15 protein-coding genes, 1 tRNA gene and 2 pseudogenes are annotated in these 14,886 nt (G+C 60.8%); 10 read left to right on the forward strand and 8 right to left on the reverse strand.

All coding sequences use genetic code 11. The features are described 5' to 3' along the window. Positions 1 to 1,329 carry an amidohydrolase family protein gene (locus tag AB8B02_RS04535; protein WP_439064587.1) on the reverse strand — a complete coding sequence of 443 codons (1,329 nt, stop codon included), beginning with the start codon at positions 1,327 to 1,329 and terminating at the stop codon, positions 1 to 3. A 912-nt stretch (positions 1,330 to 2,241) separates the two neighbouring features. Continuing rightward, positions 2,242 to 2,892 carry an HAD family hydrolase gene (locus tag AB8B02_RS04540; RefSeq protein ID WP_439063245.1) on the reverse strand — a complete coding sequence of 217 codons (651 nt, stop codon included), beginning with the start codon at positions 2,890 to 2,892 and terminating at the stop codon, positions 2,242 to 2,244. Between the two features lie 262 nt (positions 2,893 to 3,154). Here AB8B02_RS04540 and AB8B02_RS04545 point away from each other — a divergent pair. From AB8B02_RS04545 to AB8B02_RS04555, 3 genes and pseudogenes are all read left to right on the forward strand, one after another. Further along, positions 3,155 to 3,511, forward strand: a pseudogene (locus AB8B02_RS04545) (IS5 family transposase); the annotation flags it as partial. Between the two features lie 428 nt (positions 3,512 to 3,939). Then, on the forward strand, positions 3,940 to 4,179 hold the full coding sequence (locus AB8B02_RS04550; protein ID WP_439063246.1) for a hypothetical protein: 240 nt from the start codon (positions 3,940 to 3,942) through the stop codon (positions 4,177 to 4,179). 898 nt (positions 4,180 to 5,077) lie between these two features. Continuing rightward, positions 5,078 to 5,506 (forward strand): annotated as a pseudogene (locus tag AB8B02_RS04555) (tyrosine-type recombinase/integrase); the annotation flags it as partial. A gap of 143 nt (positions 5,507 to 5,649) precedes the next feature. On the opposite strand, the gene AB8B02_RS04560 reads toward AB8B02_RS04555, so the two are convergent. Then, positions 5,650 to 5,725: transfer RNA gene (locus AB8B02_RS04560), tRNA-Ile, on the reverse strand. A gap of 151 nt (positions 5,726 to 5,876) precedes the next feature. On the opposite strand from AB8B02_RS04560, the gene AB8B02_RS04565 reads away from it, so the two are divergent. Further along, complete coding sequence (locus AB8B02_RS04565) at positions 5,877 to 6,089, forward strand: DUF1328 domain-containing protein (RefSeq protein ID WP_439063247.1); 213 nt, start codon at positions 5,877 to 5,879, stop codon at positions 6,087 to 6,089. A gap of 31 nt (positions 6,090 to 6,120) precedes the next feature. On the opposite strand, the gene AB8B02_RS04570 is transcribed toward AB8B02_RS04565, so the two are convergent. Then, entirely contained in the window at positions 6,121 to 7,098 is a 978-nt protein-coding gene (locus AB8B02_RS04570; RefSeq protein WP_439063248.1) for a Bug family tripartite tricarboxylate transporter substrate binding protein, read from the reverse strand. 148 nt (positions 7,099 to 7,246) lie between these two features. On the opposite strand from AB8B02_RS04570, the gene AB8B02_RS04575 reads away from it, so the two are divergent. Further along, positions 7,247 to 8,218: a TAXI family TRAP transporter solute-binding subunit gene (locus AB8B02_RS04575; protein ID WP_439063249.1), complete on the forward strand. Its 972-nt coding sequence runs from the start codon at positions 7,247 to 7,249 to the stop codon at positions 8,216 to 8,218. Between the two features lie 213 nt (positions 8,219 to 8,431). On the opposite strand, the gene AB8B02_RS04580 is transcribed toward AB8B02_RS04575, so the two are convergent. Both AB8B02_RS04580 and mobA read right to left on the reverse strand, forming a co-directional pair. Then, on the reverse strand, positions 8,432 to 9,640 hold the full coding sequence (locus AB8B02_RS04580; protein ID WP_439063250.1) for an ABC transporter substrate-binding protein: 1,209 nt from the start codon (positions 9,638 to 9,640) through the stop codon (positions 8,432 to 8,434). A 54-nt stretch (positions 9,641 to 9,694) separates the two neighbouring features. Further along, positions 9,695 to 10,327, reverse strand: coding sequence for a molybdenum cofactor guanylyltransferase MobA (gene mobA, locus AB8B02_RS04585; RefSeq protein ID WP_439063251.1), 633 nt, complete (start codon positions 10,325 to 10,327; stop codon positions 9,695 to 9,697). 70 nt (positions 10,328 to 10,397) lie between these two features. On the opposite strand from mobA, the gene AB8B02_RS04590 reads away from it, so the two are divergent. The 5 genes from AB8B02_RS04590 (at position 10,398) to AB8B02_RS04610 (ending at position 13,491) form a co-directional block, all read left to right on the forward strand. After that, on the forward strand, positions 10,398 to 10,646 hold the full coding sequence (locus tag AB8B02_RS04590; protein ID WP_093760742.1) for a sulfurtransferase TusA family protein: 249 nt from the start codon (positions 10,398 to 10,400) through the stop codon (positions 10,644 to 10,646). A gap of 200 nt (positions 10,647 to 10,846) precedes the next feature. Further along, positions 10,847 to 12,505, forward strand: a complete 1,659-nt coding sequence (locus AB8B02_RS04595; RefSeq protein WP_439063252.1) for an OFA family MFS transporter — start codon at positions 10,847 to 10,849, stop codon at positions 12,503 to 12,505. Positions 12,506 to 12,592: 87 nt separating this feature from the next. Further along, complete coding sequence (locus tag AB8B02_RS04600) at positions 12,593 to 12,856, forward strand: hypothetical protein (protein ID WP_068737016.1); 264 nt, start codon at positions 12,593 to 12,595, stop codon at positions 12,854 to 12,856. Positions 12,857 to 13,015: 159 nt separating this feature from the next. After that, positions 13,016 to 13,312 (forward strand): hypothetical protein, encoded by a 297-nt coding sequence (locus AB8B02_RS04605; RefSeq protein WP_439063253.1) that lies wholly within the window; start codon positions 13,016 to 13,018, stop codon positions 13,310 to 13,312. After that, complete coding sequence (locus AB8B02_RS04610) at positions 13,309 to 13,491, forward strand: hypothetical protein (RefSeq protein ID WP_439063254.1); 183 nt, start codon at positions 13,309 to 13,311, stop codon at positions 13,489 to 13,491. The genes AB8B02_RS04605 and AB8B02_RS04610 overlap by 4 nt, the downstream gene beginning before the upstream one ends. Here AB8B02_RS04610 and dapA read toward each other — a convergent pair. Together dapA and AB8B02_RS04620 are read right to left on the reverse strand one after the other, a co-directional pair. Beyond that, complete coding sequence (gene dapA / locus AB8B02_RS04615; protein WP_439063255.1) at positions 13,488 to 14,462, reverse strand: 4-hydroxy-tetrahydrodipicolinate synthase; 975 nt, start codon at positions 14,460 to 14,462, stop codon at positions 13,488 to 13,490. The genes AB8B02_RS04610 and dapA overlap by 4 nt on opposite strands. Positions 14,463 to 14,472: 10 nt before the next feature. After that, a complete protein-coding gene (locus AB8B02_RS04620) occupies positions 14,473 to 14,742 on the reverse strand; it encodes a hypothetical protein (protein WP_439063256.1) in 270 nt (89 codons plus the stop codon). Between the last annotated feature and the right edge of the window lie 144 nt (positions 14,743 to 14,886).

Here is a 14,886-nt window from a genome sequence, read left to right on the forward strand (position 1 = left end):
TCACTTGCTCAAAGTGTTCTTGTAGATGACGCCGTCTTTCATGATGATTTTGAAGTTATTCGCGGGATCGGCAATCAGGTTGATGTTGTCCAGCGGATTGCCGTCGACAAGCAATAAATCCGCGAGCGCGCCCTGTTCCACGACGCCGAGCTTGCCGGGATAGGGATTGCGCTTGCCGGACAGCGCCAGCAGTTCGGCGTTTGTCGATGTCGCCATGACCAGCGCTTCGGCGGGGGTGTACCAGCGCGTGAGCGAGGCCAGAATTGCGCCCTGTTGCTGCGCGAGCGCGCGCGAGAACAGCACGTCGGTGCCCCACGCCGTCTTGATCTTGTACTTCCTTGCAAACTCGTAGGACCTGGCTATGCCGGGCCAGACCTCATCCGCCTTGGCTCGCTGGACGGACCCCTCCGGAAAGCCAAGCCTCAAGCCCTCGGGGAGGGGCTGCAAGCTCAACCAGATGTCCTTCTCGGCAAGTAGCCTGGCGGTTGCCTCGTCCATCAGCATGCCGTGTTCGATGCACTTCACGCCAGCGGCAACGGCTCTCTGGATCGCAGCCGGAGTGAAGGCATGCGCGGCGACATATGTGCCCCAGTTCTCGGCCGCTTCAACGGCGGCGCGTAGTTCGGCCTCGGTGAAAGTGGTCACGTCGACCGGACTGAAGGGTGACGACACTCCGCCGCCCGCCGTCAACTTGACCTGGGAGGCGCCCTGCATGAGTTGTTCGCGCGCGCGCAGACGCACCTCGTCAGGGCTGTCCGCAACTATAGCGCCACCGACCTGCTCCATGCGGGTGAGCATGCCGCCGATCGTGCGTGGTAGATCGGTCAGCTGCCGGAAATCCCCATGCCCGCTCGTGATAGTGATCATGGCGCCGGACGGATAGATGCGTGGGCCCTTGACGATGCCCTCGTCGATGGCACGCTTGAGGCCGAACACCGGCCCGCCAACATCGCGAACGGTCGTGAAGCCGCGCATCAGAGTGTCAGTCGCTTCGTTGCCGGCCAGTAGATTGTTGTAGCCGACGTCACCGAAAGCCTGGGCCGGCGTCACCCGTATCAACATCGCATGCCAATGATTGTCGATCAGGCCAGGCATCAGCGTATGCCCGTTTCCTGCAACACGCTGAGCGTCTGCGGCTGCTATCGGTGCCGTGGAAATACGCTCGATGAGGTTGCCCTTGATCAGCACATTCGACGGAGCGGAAAGAGTGGCGCTTCTCCCGTCGAAGATTCGAACATTTTCGAAGAGCACATCGCCGGCGCTCGCGCTGGTGCAAAATGTCAGCGCGAGAATTGCTGCGAGCCATCGACTACCGACAGGGAACAACATGAGCGTTCTCCGAGCAGTGAAGCCTGAACTATGACAGATACCGGCGTCCACTTGAAGGTGGTGCCGCTACCGGTGGACCCCGGCTGATGTTACGGGGAATCCGCTCGGCCAGACGTGAATATATCTGGTTGCTCAAGCTCGTCTGGCATCGCCCATCCTTCAGCCATCAGAGCGACATGGAGCGCGGTTCGAACCTCGTGCGGCTCAATTTTCCCGACGGTTGCCTCATCAAGAACAGCGATCAGCTTCGTCCACCGCGGCGTTGTCTTGGCTTCGGTGTCAACGTAACGCTGGACCCATCTAACCGCCGCCAGGAGAGAAAAGATCGTGCGGTTCCTCGCCGGGGTTTGCCCGGGCGCCTCAGGCATCAATCGAATTGGTTCAAAGATCATTTGTACACAAACCGACTGCTGAAATTCGCTTCATCGTGCCACAGAGCCGGCAATACGCAATGGGTGCCGGCATGCCCCGAAGGCTGCCGATAGATCACTACGAAGTTGACGGGTGCAGCACGTTGCGCCGGCCTGCTTGAAAATCTTGCTTCCGGCAGAGAAAAACCGCCGGCATTTTCGCACGGCGGCTACCGGAGTTCTTCCAAATTGATTGGTACTAAAACTTCCTCCTCCGGCGCACTAGGCCATGTACTCATAAAATCGAGATTAATCAGCACGTTCTGAACGATGCCCGCTATCCGACGCTTTGCGGACTTAAACCGGACATCTGCTCAGGTCCAAAAAGTGCCAAATTCCTGCCGCGGAGGCAGATTGAATGCCGGAGCGAGAATCTTCGAACGCGAGGGACAAATCGGCCGCAGCATTCCCCACGCCCGAAGCGAGCTTGTGGAACGCGGCGTCCTTCTCCGCCATAGAATTGGCCTGCTGTGCGTAGAAGCGCAGACATTCGTAACGGTTTCTATGAATCCCAGTCCTGCGCTGCCGCTCCGAGAACCTCGCTAAAGCTCTCAATCTCGCGGAGAGCACCGGAGAAGTCGTGTTTTCCATTAAAGGCATGGCGAACTGCAACGCAGTGACAACCGGCGGCTTTCGCCGCCTTCATGCCCGCGGAAGAATCCTCGAAGACGAGGGTATCCTTCGCGCTCACCCGCAATCGGGAAAGCGCTAACAGATAGGCTTCCGGATCGGGCTTATGACGCGCCACATCTTCCTGAGTGATGACCAGGTCGAAGGAGTTTTGTAGATCGAGCTTCGCCAGCACCTTCTCAACCATCCAGGTGGCAGCCGAACTGACCACTCCGATTGTTGTCCCGCTGCTCCGCGTTTCAAGAACGAATTGGCGGGCTCCCTGCGTTTCAGAGACTTCCGCCTCGATCAGATCGAGATAGAAGCCGCGGAAGCGATCATTGAACTCATCAAATGGCGGTCTTAGATCGTATCGTTTGAGAAAATGCCCGGTGACCGTGGGCCAGTCTTCGCCCATCACGTCAGCATAGATCAGGTGGTTGGCTTTCGCTCCATAGGACGCGCAGGCCTGAGCTAGTGCTCGTGCTTTCAAAGCCTCGCTGGCTGCAAGAGTGCTGTCCAAGTCAAATAGGTAGGCTTTCATCTTCGATCCGTATGAGGTCCGATGCCAGATAGTACTTGATGCGTTATGTAGGCAAAGGACCATTCACCGCTGCTCGCGACAAGTACGAAATTCTTGATATGCTCGCCAATACAGGAGCGACGATGAGTCCGGGTCGGGTCATTCACGTCTCTTTTGACATATCTGCAGCATGTCCGCTATCCGGCCCATCTCGGACCTGCAAATCGGCGTTGCGAACACCGAGATAGGCGTGATTCAAGCTCCCGAACGGGGAGCTCGAATCATGAGATACGAACTCACGGACTTTGAGTGGTCTGCCATCAGGCCGTTCCTTCCGAACAAGCCGCGCGGCGTACCGAGGGTCAACGACCGACGTGTCCTCAACGGCATCTTCTGGATATTGCGGTCAGGCGCACCATGGTGCGATCTGCCGGAGAGCTTTGGGCCTTACACGACCTGCTACAACCGTTTCGTTCGTTGGCGAATGGCTGGCATCTGGGACTTGATCATGAAGTCGCTCGCCGAATCCCATGACGGCTCCGTCCAGATGATAGACACCTCCATTGTCCGCGTTCATCAGCACGGCGGTTGCGCGGGCGGGGGCGAAACACGGCTGATGGGCCGATCGAGAGGTGGGCTAGGCCAAACCCGGCTTTCCGGTTCACAAACCAACCGAGTAAAAACATCGAGGCTGCCCCAAGAGAGCCGCTGCCAAAAAGGCGAGCCTTCGGTCTTCAATGAACAGGCCTATGCTAGCGATATTCGGTCGGCCGAAGAACCTTTTGAAAAAGAACTCGAAGAGCCAAAAATCGCGGCACCGAAGCACGCTAAGAACATCGGGTCCGATACATTTGCCTTGATCCAGGTCATCGTGCGCTCCCTTTCGCGCACTCTAACGTTGCGACGGGAGAGAGAAAGCGCCGGCTCACGCTGGGGTTAAAGTTGCGTGTATTTGAGCAGAACGCAGTTCAACAGCGTTTGAAGCGCTTTGCGCTTTCTCTTACACGGACAGGCCGTCGTCTGCGTTTGCGGGCATCTGAATTCGCGTACCCGCCGGAGGACCCCCGAATGATCTACCTCTACGTCGTCACGGGCTGCCGCGCATTGGAGGACGGCGTGGTCAACGTTCGAAGCGGCTTCGGCACAGTGATGGCAAACAGCCGCGACGAAGCGCTCGGGAAGGCCATTCAAATTTGGCATAAGGATCATCCTTGCCACAAAATGGTGTGCTTCAACGCAACCGCGCGGCCTGATTTGCGAGTTGTGAATTCGAAAAAGGCCCGGCGTCCGTATTTGATGCGCTGGTGAACGAAGGGACCTTTCATGCGCCAATGGATAGCGATCATCGCAATTGCCGCGCTTCCGACCACTGCGGAAGCATGCACCGTGTTTTCGTCGGCCCCTGAACGCGTGGCCAGGGCATACAGCACAAACGTTGTTCGCGCGGTCGTTCTCGTTCGGGTCGATCAGGCATCTTATGTTGGCTTACACCCCGGCCACGCTCGTCCTTGGCGCGCACTAGCGACAGCAAGCCGCGTTTTGCGAGGTGATCACTCCGACAGTCAGTTTGCTTTTGGAGGCGGCGGGGGCTCATCGGCCTGCGATCTCGGCTACACGTTGCCGACGCCCGGCGACGAATGGGTCGTGTACGTGTACGCTGGCGATGGCCGCGTGTTGCACGCGTTCCCGGCCGATTTGGCGCAGGAAGTCGATCCAAATCTTCGGCAGTGATACGCGCAATTGCGCGAACAATAACCTCCGCAACAACCCCGGTCCTGACAACAACTCCCCTCCGCAGAGAGGGGTTGTTGTTAGGTTATTGTCAAGCCGAAAACAAAAACCTCCTGCTGTGATATCAGATACTTAGGTGGGTTATAGGTTATTGTTCAATATATACACTTAACCCCTATATCAGAGGGACTTCACGGGAGAACGTGTATACGCGCGCGAAAACCCAACAACACGACCGGATGTCCTCAAACGATTCCTCAAAGTGTAGTCGAATTTTTCTGTGAAGATGGAAAGTGGTTTGACAAAGTTGCGAGCCTGCGGCCGTTTCGGTAAATGGTTCGCACATTCGGCGCGGCACAAAGTGTAGTTCAATCTCTGGGTTAAGAACCTGCGCGACTCATCCGAACGCGAAAAGCTCAAGGGCCGGAAAGTTGTCACCGAGAGGCGGCCTCTACGCCATCTTGCCCGTTTCATCTTGATTGGCCTCTATACGGGTACCCGTGCCGCAGCTATTGCCAGCGCTGCGCCTTGCCGAGCAGAAGGCAAGTCATTCGTCGATCTCGAAAATGGCATCTTCTACAGGCTGGCCATCGGCAAGAAAGCCAGTGCAAAGCGCCAGACACCCGTTCCGTTGCCCAATCGGTTATTGGCTCACATGCGAAGATGGGCGTGGACCGGTACAGCCGACAGGCACTTTGTTGAATGGAATGGGAAGCCGGTGGCGTCGGTGAAGACGGGCTTCGCAACCGGAGTGCGTCTGGCCGGGCTAGACCTAGCCGTAGGCAACGTTACGCCTCACACGCTACGGCACACCGCAGCGACTTGGTTGATGCAGCGGGTGGCCCCGATGTGGCAGGCAGCGGGCTTCCTTGGCATGAGCGAAAAAACGCTTCGCGACACATACGGCCATCACCATCCCGAATTCCTGCGGGAAGCTGCGGAAGCTATCGCCTCACGTCCAGCGCCCAAGAAAAAAGTAGCGTTGGTTGTTTCGTTGGTTGAAGAAAAAGCAAAGCGGTCGGAGATAGTCCAACCCTTTGAAATCACTGGTGGGCCCGGCAGGACTCGAACCTGCAACCAGACCGTTATGAGCGGTCGGCTCTAACCATTGAGCTACAGGCCCCGCCGGCGTCCAGCGGGCGTGAGGACCGGGGACGGCGGTGCAGGCACTCCTTATATCGGCCATCGCCTGTCGGCAATGCCGCGTTCCCGGGGGCGGAACTTTGGCCGGGCGGTGGCGTTGGCCCGCGCAATTTCAACGTAGGGAGGCGCGGGTGTTTCGCTGGGCTGTCATCTGTCTGATCATTTCCCTGATTGCCGGCGGCCTCGGCCTCACCAACATCTCGGCTTTCGCCAAGAAGCTCTCGATCATCCTCTTTGCGCTGTTCTTCCTCGGCTTCCTGGCTTTGCTGGGCTTCGCCTATCTGGTCGCCGGGGCGGTCAGCAGTTCTGAGCTGCTGCCCGCCATGGTCGCGTTGAGCGTCTAGCTCAGTCGCCCCCGGATCAATCGCCCCTGGCTCAGTCGACCGAGACGCCGGCGAATTCCACCACCTTGCGCCATTTCTCGGTTTCGGCGGCAACCAGTTTGCCGAATTCCTCGGGCGTCATGGGCTTCGGCACGCCGCCGGTCTCGGCGAGCCGTGCGATCAGCTTCGGATCCTTCAGCGCTTCGCCCACAGCCTTGTTGAGGGTGGTGATGACCTCCGGCGGCGTGCCCTTCGGCGCGGAGATGCCGTAGAAGCCGATGGACTCGAAGCCTGGCACCGTCTCGGCAATGGCCGGGACGTCCGGCACGATGGGCCAGCGTTGCGGCGAGGTGACGCCGAGTGCGCGGACGGTGCCGCCCCGCGACTGTTCGAGCGCCGTGGGCAGGTTGTCGAAGATCAACTGCACCTTGTTGGAGATGATGTCAGGAAACGCGATCGCCGAGCCGCGATAGGGCACGTGGATCATGTCGCATTTGGTCATCGCCTTGAACAATTCGGCTGACATATGCACCGAGGTGCCATTGCCCGACGACGCATAGGAGATCTTGCCGGGATTGGCCTTGCAGTAGTCGATGAACTCCTGGACCGTTTTCACAGGCATGCCATTCGATACCACCAGCATATTGGTGAGCTGCATGATGCTGGCGACCGGCACGGTGTCGCGGATGAAATCGTAAGGCAGCTTCTTGTAGAGCGAGGCCGAGATTGCGTTGTTCGGTGCGACGAACAGCAGCGTATAGCCATCCGGCGCCGAGGTCACGGCCGCGGCGGCGGCGAGATTGCCGCCCGATCCAGCGCGGTTTTCCACGACGAATTGCTGGCCGAAATGATCCGACAGCCACTGTGCCATGATGCGCGCCACGATATCGACGGGGCCGCCGGCAGCGAAGCCGATCAGCCAGCGCACGGGGCGATCCGGATAGCCGGCGGCGGAGGCGGGGAGGGTCGTCGTGGCGAGGCTGGCGAAGCCGACAAGACACAGCACAGCGGCACGCAGAAAAGCGATCATAGTTCCTCCCAGACATGAAAATCGCAGCGCTGATGCGCGACGTCGTTCGATCGGGCTTGCCGCCCGTTACCTCCATGCTTTCATAGAATTCGGATTTTGCCTACAAGCTTGGTCGAACGATGCAGGCTGATCGACGTCGAGGTGCCCCATGAAAATGATGCCGCTTGTTTGCGCAGCATTCCTGACTGTCACGACGGCCATTGCGCAGGAGGGAGCCAAGCCGATGTCGACCACCATGCCTCTCAGCTTGAGTCTCGGCACGGCGACGCCCGGCGGCGGCTTCCCGCTCTATGGCGACGCCTTTGCCGAGCTGATGAACAAGGCCGATCCGTCGCTGACGCTGGCCACGCGCAATACCAAAGGCTCGACCGAGAACATCCCGTTGCTCGAAGCCGGCCAACTCGATCTCGCTTTGGTAGCCGGCGAGCCCGCTTATGAAGCGTTCAAGGGCATCGGCCGGGCGCCGACGAAGCTGAAGATTATCACCGCGCTCTATTCCAATCCCGGCATGTTCGTGGTGCGCGCCGACAGTCCCTACAAGACGATCCGCGATCTTGTCGGCAAGCCGATCGCCTTCGGCGCGAAAGGCTCCGGCCTCGTGTTCCTGTCGCGCTATGTGCTGGACGGGATCGGCCTCGATCAGGACAAGGATTTTCAGGCGGTCTATCTCGACCGCGCCGGCGACGGTCCGGCGATGGTGCAGGACGGTCGCGTGGCAGCGCTGTGGGGCGCGGGACTGGGCTGGCCCGGCTTCAAGGCCATGAGCGAAAGCCCCGGCGGCGCGCGCTTCATTGCGCCCGATGCGGCGGAGATCGCGCAGATCCGTGCCAAGCACGCCTTCCTCAAGCCGATGCTGGTGGGCGCCAACAGCTATCCGAACCAGCCGATGCCGATCGCGTCGGTGGGCTCGTGGAGCTACATCCTCGCGCGCGAAACGCTGCCGGATGAGGTCGCCTATCGGCTGGCGAAGACACTGCACGGCGCCGAAGCCAAGCTCGGCGCGCGGCTGGCGCAGGCGAAGGAGACGACGGCATCGAACACAGTGGCGTCAGCGCCCGATGTGGCGCTGATCCATCCCGGGGTGCTGAAGTATTTCAGAGAGATTGGGGTGGTGAAGTAGCGTAGTGGATCGCTCTTGCTTCCCCTCTCCCCCAGGCGAAGCGCAGCTTCGCTAGGTGGGAGAGGGTGGATGCGCGCCGAAAGGCGCGCAGACGGGAGAGGGGGCGCCACGAACTCCGAGTTTTGTGCACCCCTCTCCCGTCCGCGCTTCGCGCGGCCACCCTCTCCCGCAAGGGGAGAGGGAAAGTGGAGCGCCGCCGATAGTTTTTGTCTACTACTTCTTCCCCAATGCACAAGCCGGGTCTGGCGGCCCGAATGCCTCCTCGCCGGAAATCTTTGCGAGGATCTTGTAGTAGTCCCACGGATACTTGGACTCTTCGGGTGACTTGACCTGCACCAGCATCAGGTCGTGGACCATTAACCCGTCCTCGCGCAGTTTGCCGTTGCGTGCGAAGAAATCCTCGATCGGCTTCTCGCGCATCTTGGCGGCGACCTTCAGCGGCTCGTCGGTGCCGGCTTCCTTGACGGCATTGAGATAAACCATGGTCGAGGAATAGACGCCGGCCTGCCACATGGTGGGCATCCGCTTGGTCTTCTCGAAGAAGCGCTTCGACCAGGCGCGGGTCTTGTCGTCCATGTCCCAGTAAAAGGCGGTGGTCAGCAGCAGGCCTTGCGCCGTCTGTAGCCCCAGCGAGTCGATGTCGGTGATCAGCGCCAGCAGCGCCGCCATCTGCTGGCCGCCCTTGAACACGCCGAATTCGCCGGCAGTCTTGATCTCGTTGATGTTGTTCGGCGGCCCACCGGCGATGCCGATGATCTTGGCCTTAGAGGCCTGCGCCTGCAGCACGAAGGACGACAGGTCCGATGCGCCGAATGGCGGCCGTACAGAGCCAATCACCTTGCCGCCAGTCTTGGTGACGACGGCAGATGCGTCGCGCTCCAGCGCATGGCCGAAAGCAAAGTCATCGGTGATGAAGAACCAGCTGTCGCCGCCGCGCTTCACCACTTCCTGCGCGGTGCCGACGGCGAGCGCGCGGGTGTCGAATACCCACTGCATCGTATAAGGCGAGCAGAACTTGCCGTGGAAGTCTGCAGCGCCGGTCGAATGGGTGATGAACAATCGCTTGCGATCGTTGGCGACGTTCTGAACGGCAAGGCCGACAGCAGACACCGGCACGTCGACGATGAGATCGACCTGATCGACATCGTACCAGCGCCGCGCCAGTGACGCGCCGACATCGGGCTTCAACTGATGATCGCCGATGATGATGCTGATCGGCTTGCCGAGCACGCTGCCGCCGAAATCGTCCACGGCCATTTGCGCGGCCGTCACCGAACCCTGGCCGGAGGGCGTCGAGGCCGGACCGTTCATGTCGGTGAGCACGCCGATCTTGACGACGTCGTCGGAAATCTGCGCCGAGGCGGTTGAGGCGAGGAGAGTAAGTGCAATGCTTGAGATCACGGACAAAGATGTGCCGCGCATGAAGGTCCTCCCATGTGTCGCGACACTTCGGCCGCGTGTTGGGAGAAGCTTAGGTCAGGCTTTGTCGTCGAGCAATGCAAGCCGCTCGGCTTCCGCAACGTCGTCCATCGTATTGGCGTTGAAGAACGGATCGACGGGATCGACCGGCCATTCCACGGTTGCGAGTCTGTAGCGGGACGTCCAGCGGCCGACCTTGCGGATGTCCTCGTTGACGAGCGCGTGCCGTAACTCATGGCGCAGGGAGATATCCCACAGGCCGACGACGGGGTGCGATTGCCCGGCCGATGACGCGACAGCAAGCTGCGCATTCTCCACGATGCGGGCCTGATGCAAGCGGGTGACGAGATCGCGCGGCAGGAACGGGCAGTCGCCGGCGACGCTGAGCATCCATGTGACATCCGGTCGGTTGGCGGCTGTCCATTCCAGACCTGCGAGAATGCCGGCGAGGGGGCCGGGAAAATCCGCGACGTCGTCGGCGATCACCGGCAGTCCGAAGGACGCAAATCGTGCGGGATCACCATTGGCGTTCAGCACCAGTCCGTCGCATTGCGGCGCGATGCGTGCGATCACGCGGGCCAGGATGCTGCGGCCACCAATCTCACGCATCGGCTTGTCGCCGCCGCCCATCCGGCGCGCGAGACCGCCCGCGAGAAGCACGCCCAGCGTGGCCGGATATGTGTTCGTCATCGCCATACCGCTGCATATGACATTTGACGCCAGCCCGATATAACGCAGTTGCACCAAGTGGAACCGCGCGATGCCCGTGACCAAGCTCGACCTGACCGGATTGAAATGCCCGTTGCCGGCGCTGATGACGCGCAAGGCGATGAAGGCACTGTCGGTCGGCGACCGCCTCGAAGTCCACTGCACGGACCCCCTCGCGGTGATCGACATCCCTGCGTTGATTCAGCAAAGCGGCGATCAGATCGAAGCCTCCGAACGCAGTGGCGATGTGATCGTTTTCTTCATCGAAAAACGAAATGCTGCGATTGCAAATCGCGATTGAATTGCTGCGATGCAGTGGAAATCATTGATAAATTTTCGCTCCTGATACCTTTGGACTATCGACTCCCGCAGTCGCTTCTGGCCCTGTTCTAAAGTGCGAGCGTGCGTAAATCTTTGTCCGCGCGCCGCAGGGGAATTGACGAAGCGACTTTTTCAAATCGCAGACCGGCTCAGAAGGGTCGGCTGCAGGGGAGAACTTTCATGACAAGTGTGGGCAACGCCGGAACACTGTCTGGCACCAAGCCAGGATTGCTGGAACGCGAACGCATCATTGCGACCGCCGGCTTCAACCGGTGGCTGGTTCCACCTGCTGCACTCTGTATTCATCTCTGTATCGGCATGGCCTACGGCTTCAGCGTGTTCTGGCTGCCGCTGTCGCAAGCAATCACGACACCTGCCTCGAAGGAAGTGTGCGAGGGCATGAGCCTCGCCACCGAGCTGTTCACCACCACCTGTAACTGGAAGGTCGCCAGCCTCGGCTGGATGTACACGCTGTTCTTCGTGCTGCTCGGCGTCTCCGCCGCCATCTGGGGCGGCTGGCTCGAGCGCGTCGGGCCGCGCAAGGCGGGCTTCGTGTCGGCGATGTGCTGGTGCGGCGGTCTCGTGCTCGGTTCGATCGGCGTCTACACGCATCAGCTCTGGCTGCTGTGGATCGGCTCCGGCGTGATCGGCGGCATCGGTCTGGGTCTCGGCTACATCTCGCCGGTGTCGACGCTGGTGAAGTGGTTCCCGGATCGTCGCGGCATGGCGACGGGCATGGCGATCATGGGCTTCGGCGGCGGTGCGATGATCGGCTCGCCGCTCGCCAACCTGCTGATGAATTATTTCAAGACCCCGACCGATGTCGGCGTCTGGCAGACCTTTCTCGCCATGGGCGTGATCTATTTTGTGTTCATGACCATTGGCGCGTTCTCCTATCGCATCACGCCACCGAACTGGAAGCCGGAAGGCTGGACCCCGCCGGCTACGGCGAATGCGATGATCACCACCGGCCACGTGCATCTCGACAATGCGCACAAGACCAAGCAGTTCTGGCTGATCTGGGGCGTGCTCTGCCTGAACGTGTCGGCGGGCATCGGCGTCATCGGCATGGCCTCGCCGATGCTGCAGGAAATCTTCGCGGGCAAGCTGATCGGCGCGCCGGATCTCTCCTTCAGCCAGCTCTCAGCAGCGCAGAAGACTGCGATTGCCGGCATCGCAGCCGGATTCGCGGGTCTGATCTCGCTGTTCAACATCGGCGGCCGCTTCTTCTGGGCGTCTTTGTCGGACAAGCTCGGCCGCAAGAACACCTACTACACGTTCTTTATTCTCGGCATCGTGCTCTATGCACTGGTGCCGACCTTCGCGGCGATGGGCAGCAAGGTTCTGTTCGTGCTGGCCTTCGGCATCATCCTCTCGATGTATGGCGGCGGATTCGCGACCATCCCGGCCTATCTCGCCGATATCTTCGGCACCCAGTTCGTGGGTGCGATCCACGGCCGGCTGCTGACGGCCTGGGCGACTGCGGGCATCGTCGGTCCGGTGGTGGTGAACTACATCCGTGAATTCCAGATCGCCGCCGGCGTGCCGCGGGCGCAGGTCTATGACTTCACGATGTACATCCTCGCCGGCATGCTGGTGCTGGGACTGATCTGCAACATGCTGGTGAAGCCACTGGCGCCGCACTGGTTTATGAAGCCGGAGGAAGTCGCGAAGTTGCAGGCCAAGGGCGCCGAGGCGGCGTCGGCCGGTGGAGGCTCCTATGGCATTGGCAAGGGCGGTTTCGACGGCGCAGCCATTGCCTTCTGGGCCTTTGTCGGTGTCCCGCTGTGCTGGGGTGTCTGGCTGACGCTGCAGAGCGCCGCGCGCATCTTCCAGTAAAACCTGCGCGGGACCGGCAGCGAAAGCTTCCGGTCCCGTTTCACATCTGACGAACAATCTTCAAAACAAGCACATTCGGGGATAACGATGACACGCATCACTACGGGCCTCGTGGCCGCACTGTTCGTTGTGACTTCAATGGGCGTTGCTTCGGCACAGGCGCCTGCGACGCCGGCAACCCCTGCTGCGCCCGCCAAGATGAAGCTGAACAAGCAGAGTCTGAAGGACATGAAGGCGAAGTGGAGCGCCAACAAGGGCAAGCTCAAGGCCTGCCGCAAGGACGTCAAGGTCAAGGGTCTCGCCGGCGACGATCGCTGGTTCTACATCGAAGACTGCATGGCCAAGAGCTGAGCGAGCGCTGGTCTTTCCGGCAGTTCCAGCCTCCTGATCTTTATGCCGCGCCTATGAACAGGCGCGGCTGCCCGTCTCGATTTCATATGGCGATGTCCGCATCTTCTCACCATCCCGACGCGCTCATGCGCCAGGGATTTGAGAAGACGGACAACGACCATGACGATGTTCTACAATCGCGATACGCAGCTGCACGATTTCTCGGCCGACAGCGCCTATCGCAGCTACCTCATCAGCCGCAATCAGCCGGCGATCGTCCATCACTCGGGCGATATCCAATGGAAACGGCTCTGCGTAGCCGCCCGGCTGACGCGTAACCACATCAAGGGCTTCTTCGCCGTCATCCACATGGCCCTGGTGGCCGACAAGATGCGCCGCGCGCGGCGTGAACTCGCGCGCGTCCGTGTGCGCGCCGCTGATACGCCGGTGCTTCAGGATCGCCGGAGCGAACCATGAGTAAAGACCGTTCTGCTGCGCTGTTCGCGCGTATCGGCTCCTACGCGACCATCATGCCGGGCATCCTCGCCCGGCTATGGCGTTTTGTCATTGGACCTGCCGTCTATCGGCCGGCCGCGCATTATATGCGCGGACCCGGCCCGAAATGTCGTGAGAAGAACGAGCGTCCACAAGCCTAGCGGGCGGGGCGCAGGGGCGGCGCGTCGTCGGGCTGTGCCCAGATCGCTTCCATCGCGGTGTGTACCTGCTGCTGCTCGGCATCTGTAAGCTCGGTCAGCGGCAGGCGCACGGCGGCACTCCCCAGGCCCCGCAAGGTCAATGCATACTTCACTGCCGATGTAACCTGGTCCGGCGGCAGAGCTGCTGCGAGCGGCGCCAGCATGTCGGAGATGGTCGTCGCATAGCGCGGGCATCCCTGGCGGGCCGCGTAATACATGCCGCGGCAGAGCTGCGGCGCCACATTGGCCATCGCGGAGACAACGCCGTCGCCGCCGAGCAGCAGATAAGGCAGGGCTGCGGTGTCCTGTCCCGTCAGCATCCGGAAACCCGCTGGCAGCAGCGGCCGCAATCGCGCCAGCCGTCCGGCGTCGCCGGTGTCGTCGCGCAGGCCTATCAATCGCGGCGAGGCGGCGAGACCGATGAGCGTGTCGTCGGTCAGCGCACGGGCACAACGCGACGGTGCGTCATGCACAATGACCGGCAGCAATGTCGCCTCCAGAATCGCACGGAAATGCGCTGCGATGCCACTTGCCGTCGGGCGGTTGTAATACGGCACGACCGATATGACGGCATCGGCGCCGGCGGCCCATGCCAGCCGCGTCGATTCAATGGCGCGGCTGGTGCAGTTCGATCCCGCGCCGGCAATGACGTGGATGCGCCCGCGGGCGACGCCGGCGGCAGTCCGGATCAGCGTGGCGCGCTCGTTCGAGGTGAGCGTGTCGGCTTCGCCGGTGGTCGCGCCGACCACGATGGCACTGGCGCCGGCACAGACCTGACGTTCGCACAACCGCGCGAAAGTGACGAGATCGAGCGCGCCATGCGTGTCGAACGGCGTCGGCACATCGGCGATGATGCCGTGCAGCCAGTCGTTGGCGTGATGGGAGGCACGAGCTTGCGGGAGGGCACGAGCCCGAAGAGCAACTGTGGACATGGCGGGAGGCTCAGGCGACGCGCCGTTGTTGTAACCGTTCGATAGAGGTTGCTGCCGTGAAAGGCAGGGCATTCATATCGAGTTCGATGAGGCCCGCCGTCTCGATGATAGCTTCGGGGCGATGGCCGTTCTCGAATAGTGCATAACGCACGGCATTCGCGCGGCTGACAAACAATCCGCCGAATAGGCCGTTCTGCTCCTGCGCGACCCACTGGCCGCGGCCGTTCTTGCCGATGAAAACGAGGGATGAGCTACACGAGGGAGGTTCGATGGTGATCACTTGCAGTCTCCAGTTCATTCGCTTGAGCGAATGGCTGCAAGATGATCGGCTGCCCGTTTGAAAACGAGATGAGATGCGGTGCTGCGTTATAGGGATTTCATAAGTGCGTCCGTTCGCACATCACCCACGCGGAACCATCACCGA

The organism is Tardiphaga sp. 862_B3_N4_1 (assembly GCF_051811085.1).
Taxonomy (GTDB): domain Bacteria; phylum Pseudomonadota; class Alphaproteobacteria; order Rhizobiales; family Xanthobacteraceae; genus Tardiphaga; species Tardiphaga robiniae.

What these genes read in the sequence shown, in the direction of transcription:
- AB8B02_RS04535 (WP_439064587.1), bottom strand. Translation starts at nt 1,329, where the DNA reads ATGTTGTTCCCTGTCGGTAGTCGATGGCTCGCAGCAATTCTCGCGCTG.
- AB8B02_RS04540 (WP_439063245.1), bottom strand. Translation starts at nt 2,892, where the DNA reads ATGAAAGCCTACCTATTTGACTTGGACAGCACTCTTGCAGCCAGCGAG.
- AB8B02_RS04550 (WP_439063246.1), top strand. Translation starts at nt 3,940, where the DNA reads ATGATCTACCTCTACGTCGTCACGGGCTGCCGCGCATTGGAGGACGGC.
- AB8B02_RS04570 (WP_439063248.1), bottom strand. Translation starts at nt 7,098, where the DNA reads ATGATCGCTTTTCTGCGTGCCGCTGTGCTGTGTCTTGTCGGCTTCGCC.
- AB8B02_RS04575 (WP_439063249.1), top strand. Translation starts at nt 7,247, where the DNA reads ATGAAAATGATGCCGCTTGTTTGCGCAGCATTCCTGACTGTCACGACG.
- AB8B02_RS04580 (WP_439063250.1), bottom strand. Translation starts at nt 9,640, where the DNA reads ATGCGCGGCACATCTTTGTCCGTGATCTCAAGCATTGCACTTACTCTC.
- mobA (WP_439063251.1), bottom strand. Translation starts at nt 10,327, where the DNA reads ATGACGAACACATATCCGGCCACGCTGGGCGTGCTTCTCGCGGGCGGT.
- AB8B02_RS04590 (WP_093760742.1), top strand. Translation starts at nt 10,398, where the DNA reads ATGCCCGTGACCAAGCTCGACCTGACCGGATTGAAATGCCCGTTGCCG.
- AB8B02_RS04595 (WP_439063252.1), top strand. Translation starts at nt 10,847, where the DNA reads ATGACAAGTGTGGGCAACGCCGGAACACTGTCTGGCACCAAGCCAGGA.
- AB8B02_RS04600 (WP_068737016.1), top strand. Translation starts at nt 12,593, where the DNA reads ATGACACGCATCACTACGGGCCTCGTGGCCGCACTGTTCGTTGTGACT.
- AB8B02_RS04605 (WP_439063253.1), top strand. Translation starts at nt 13,016, where the DNA reads ATGACGATGTTCTACAATCGCGATACGCAGCTGCACGATTTCTCGGCC.
- AB8B02_RS04610 (WP_439063254.1), top strand. Translation starts at nt 13,309, where the DNA reads ATGAGTAAAGACCGTTCTGCTGCGCTGTTCGCGCGTATCGGCTCCTAC.
- dapA (WP_439063255.1), bottom strand. Translation starts at nt 14,462, where the DNA reads ATGTCCACAGTTGCTCTTCGGGCTCGTGCCCTCCCGCAAGCTCGTGCC.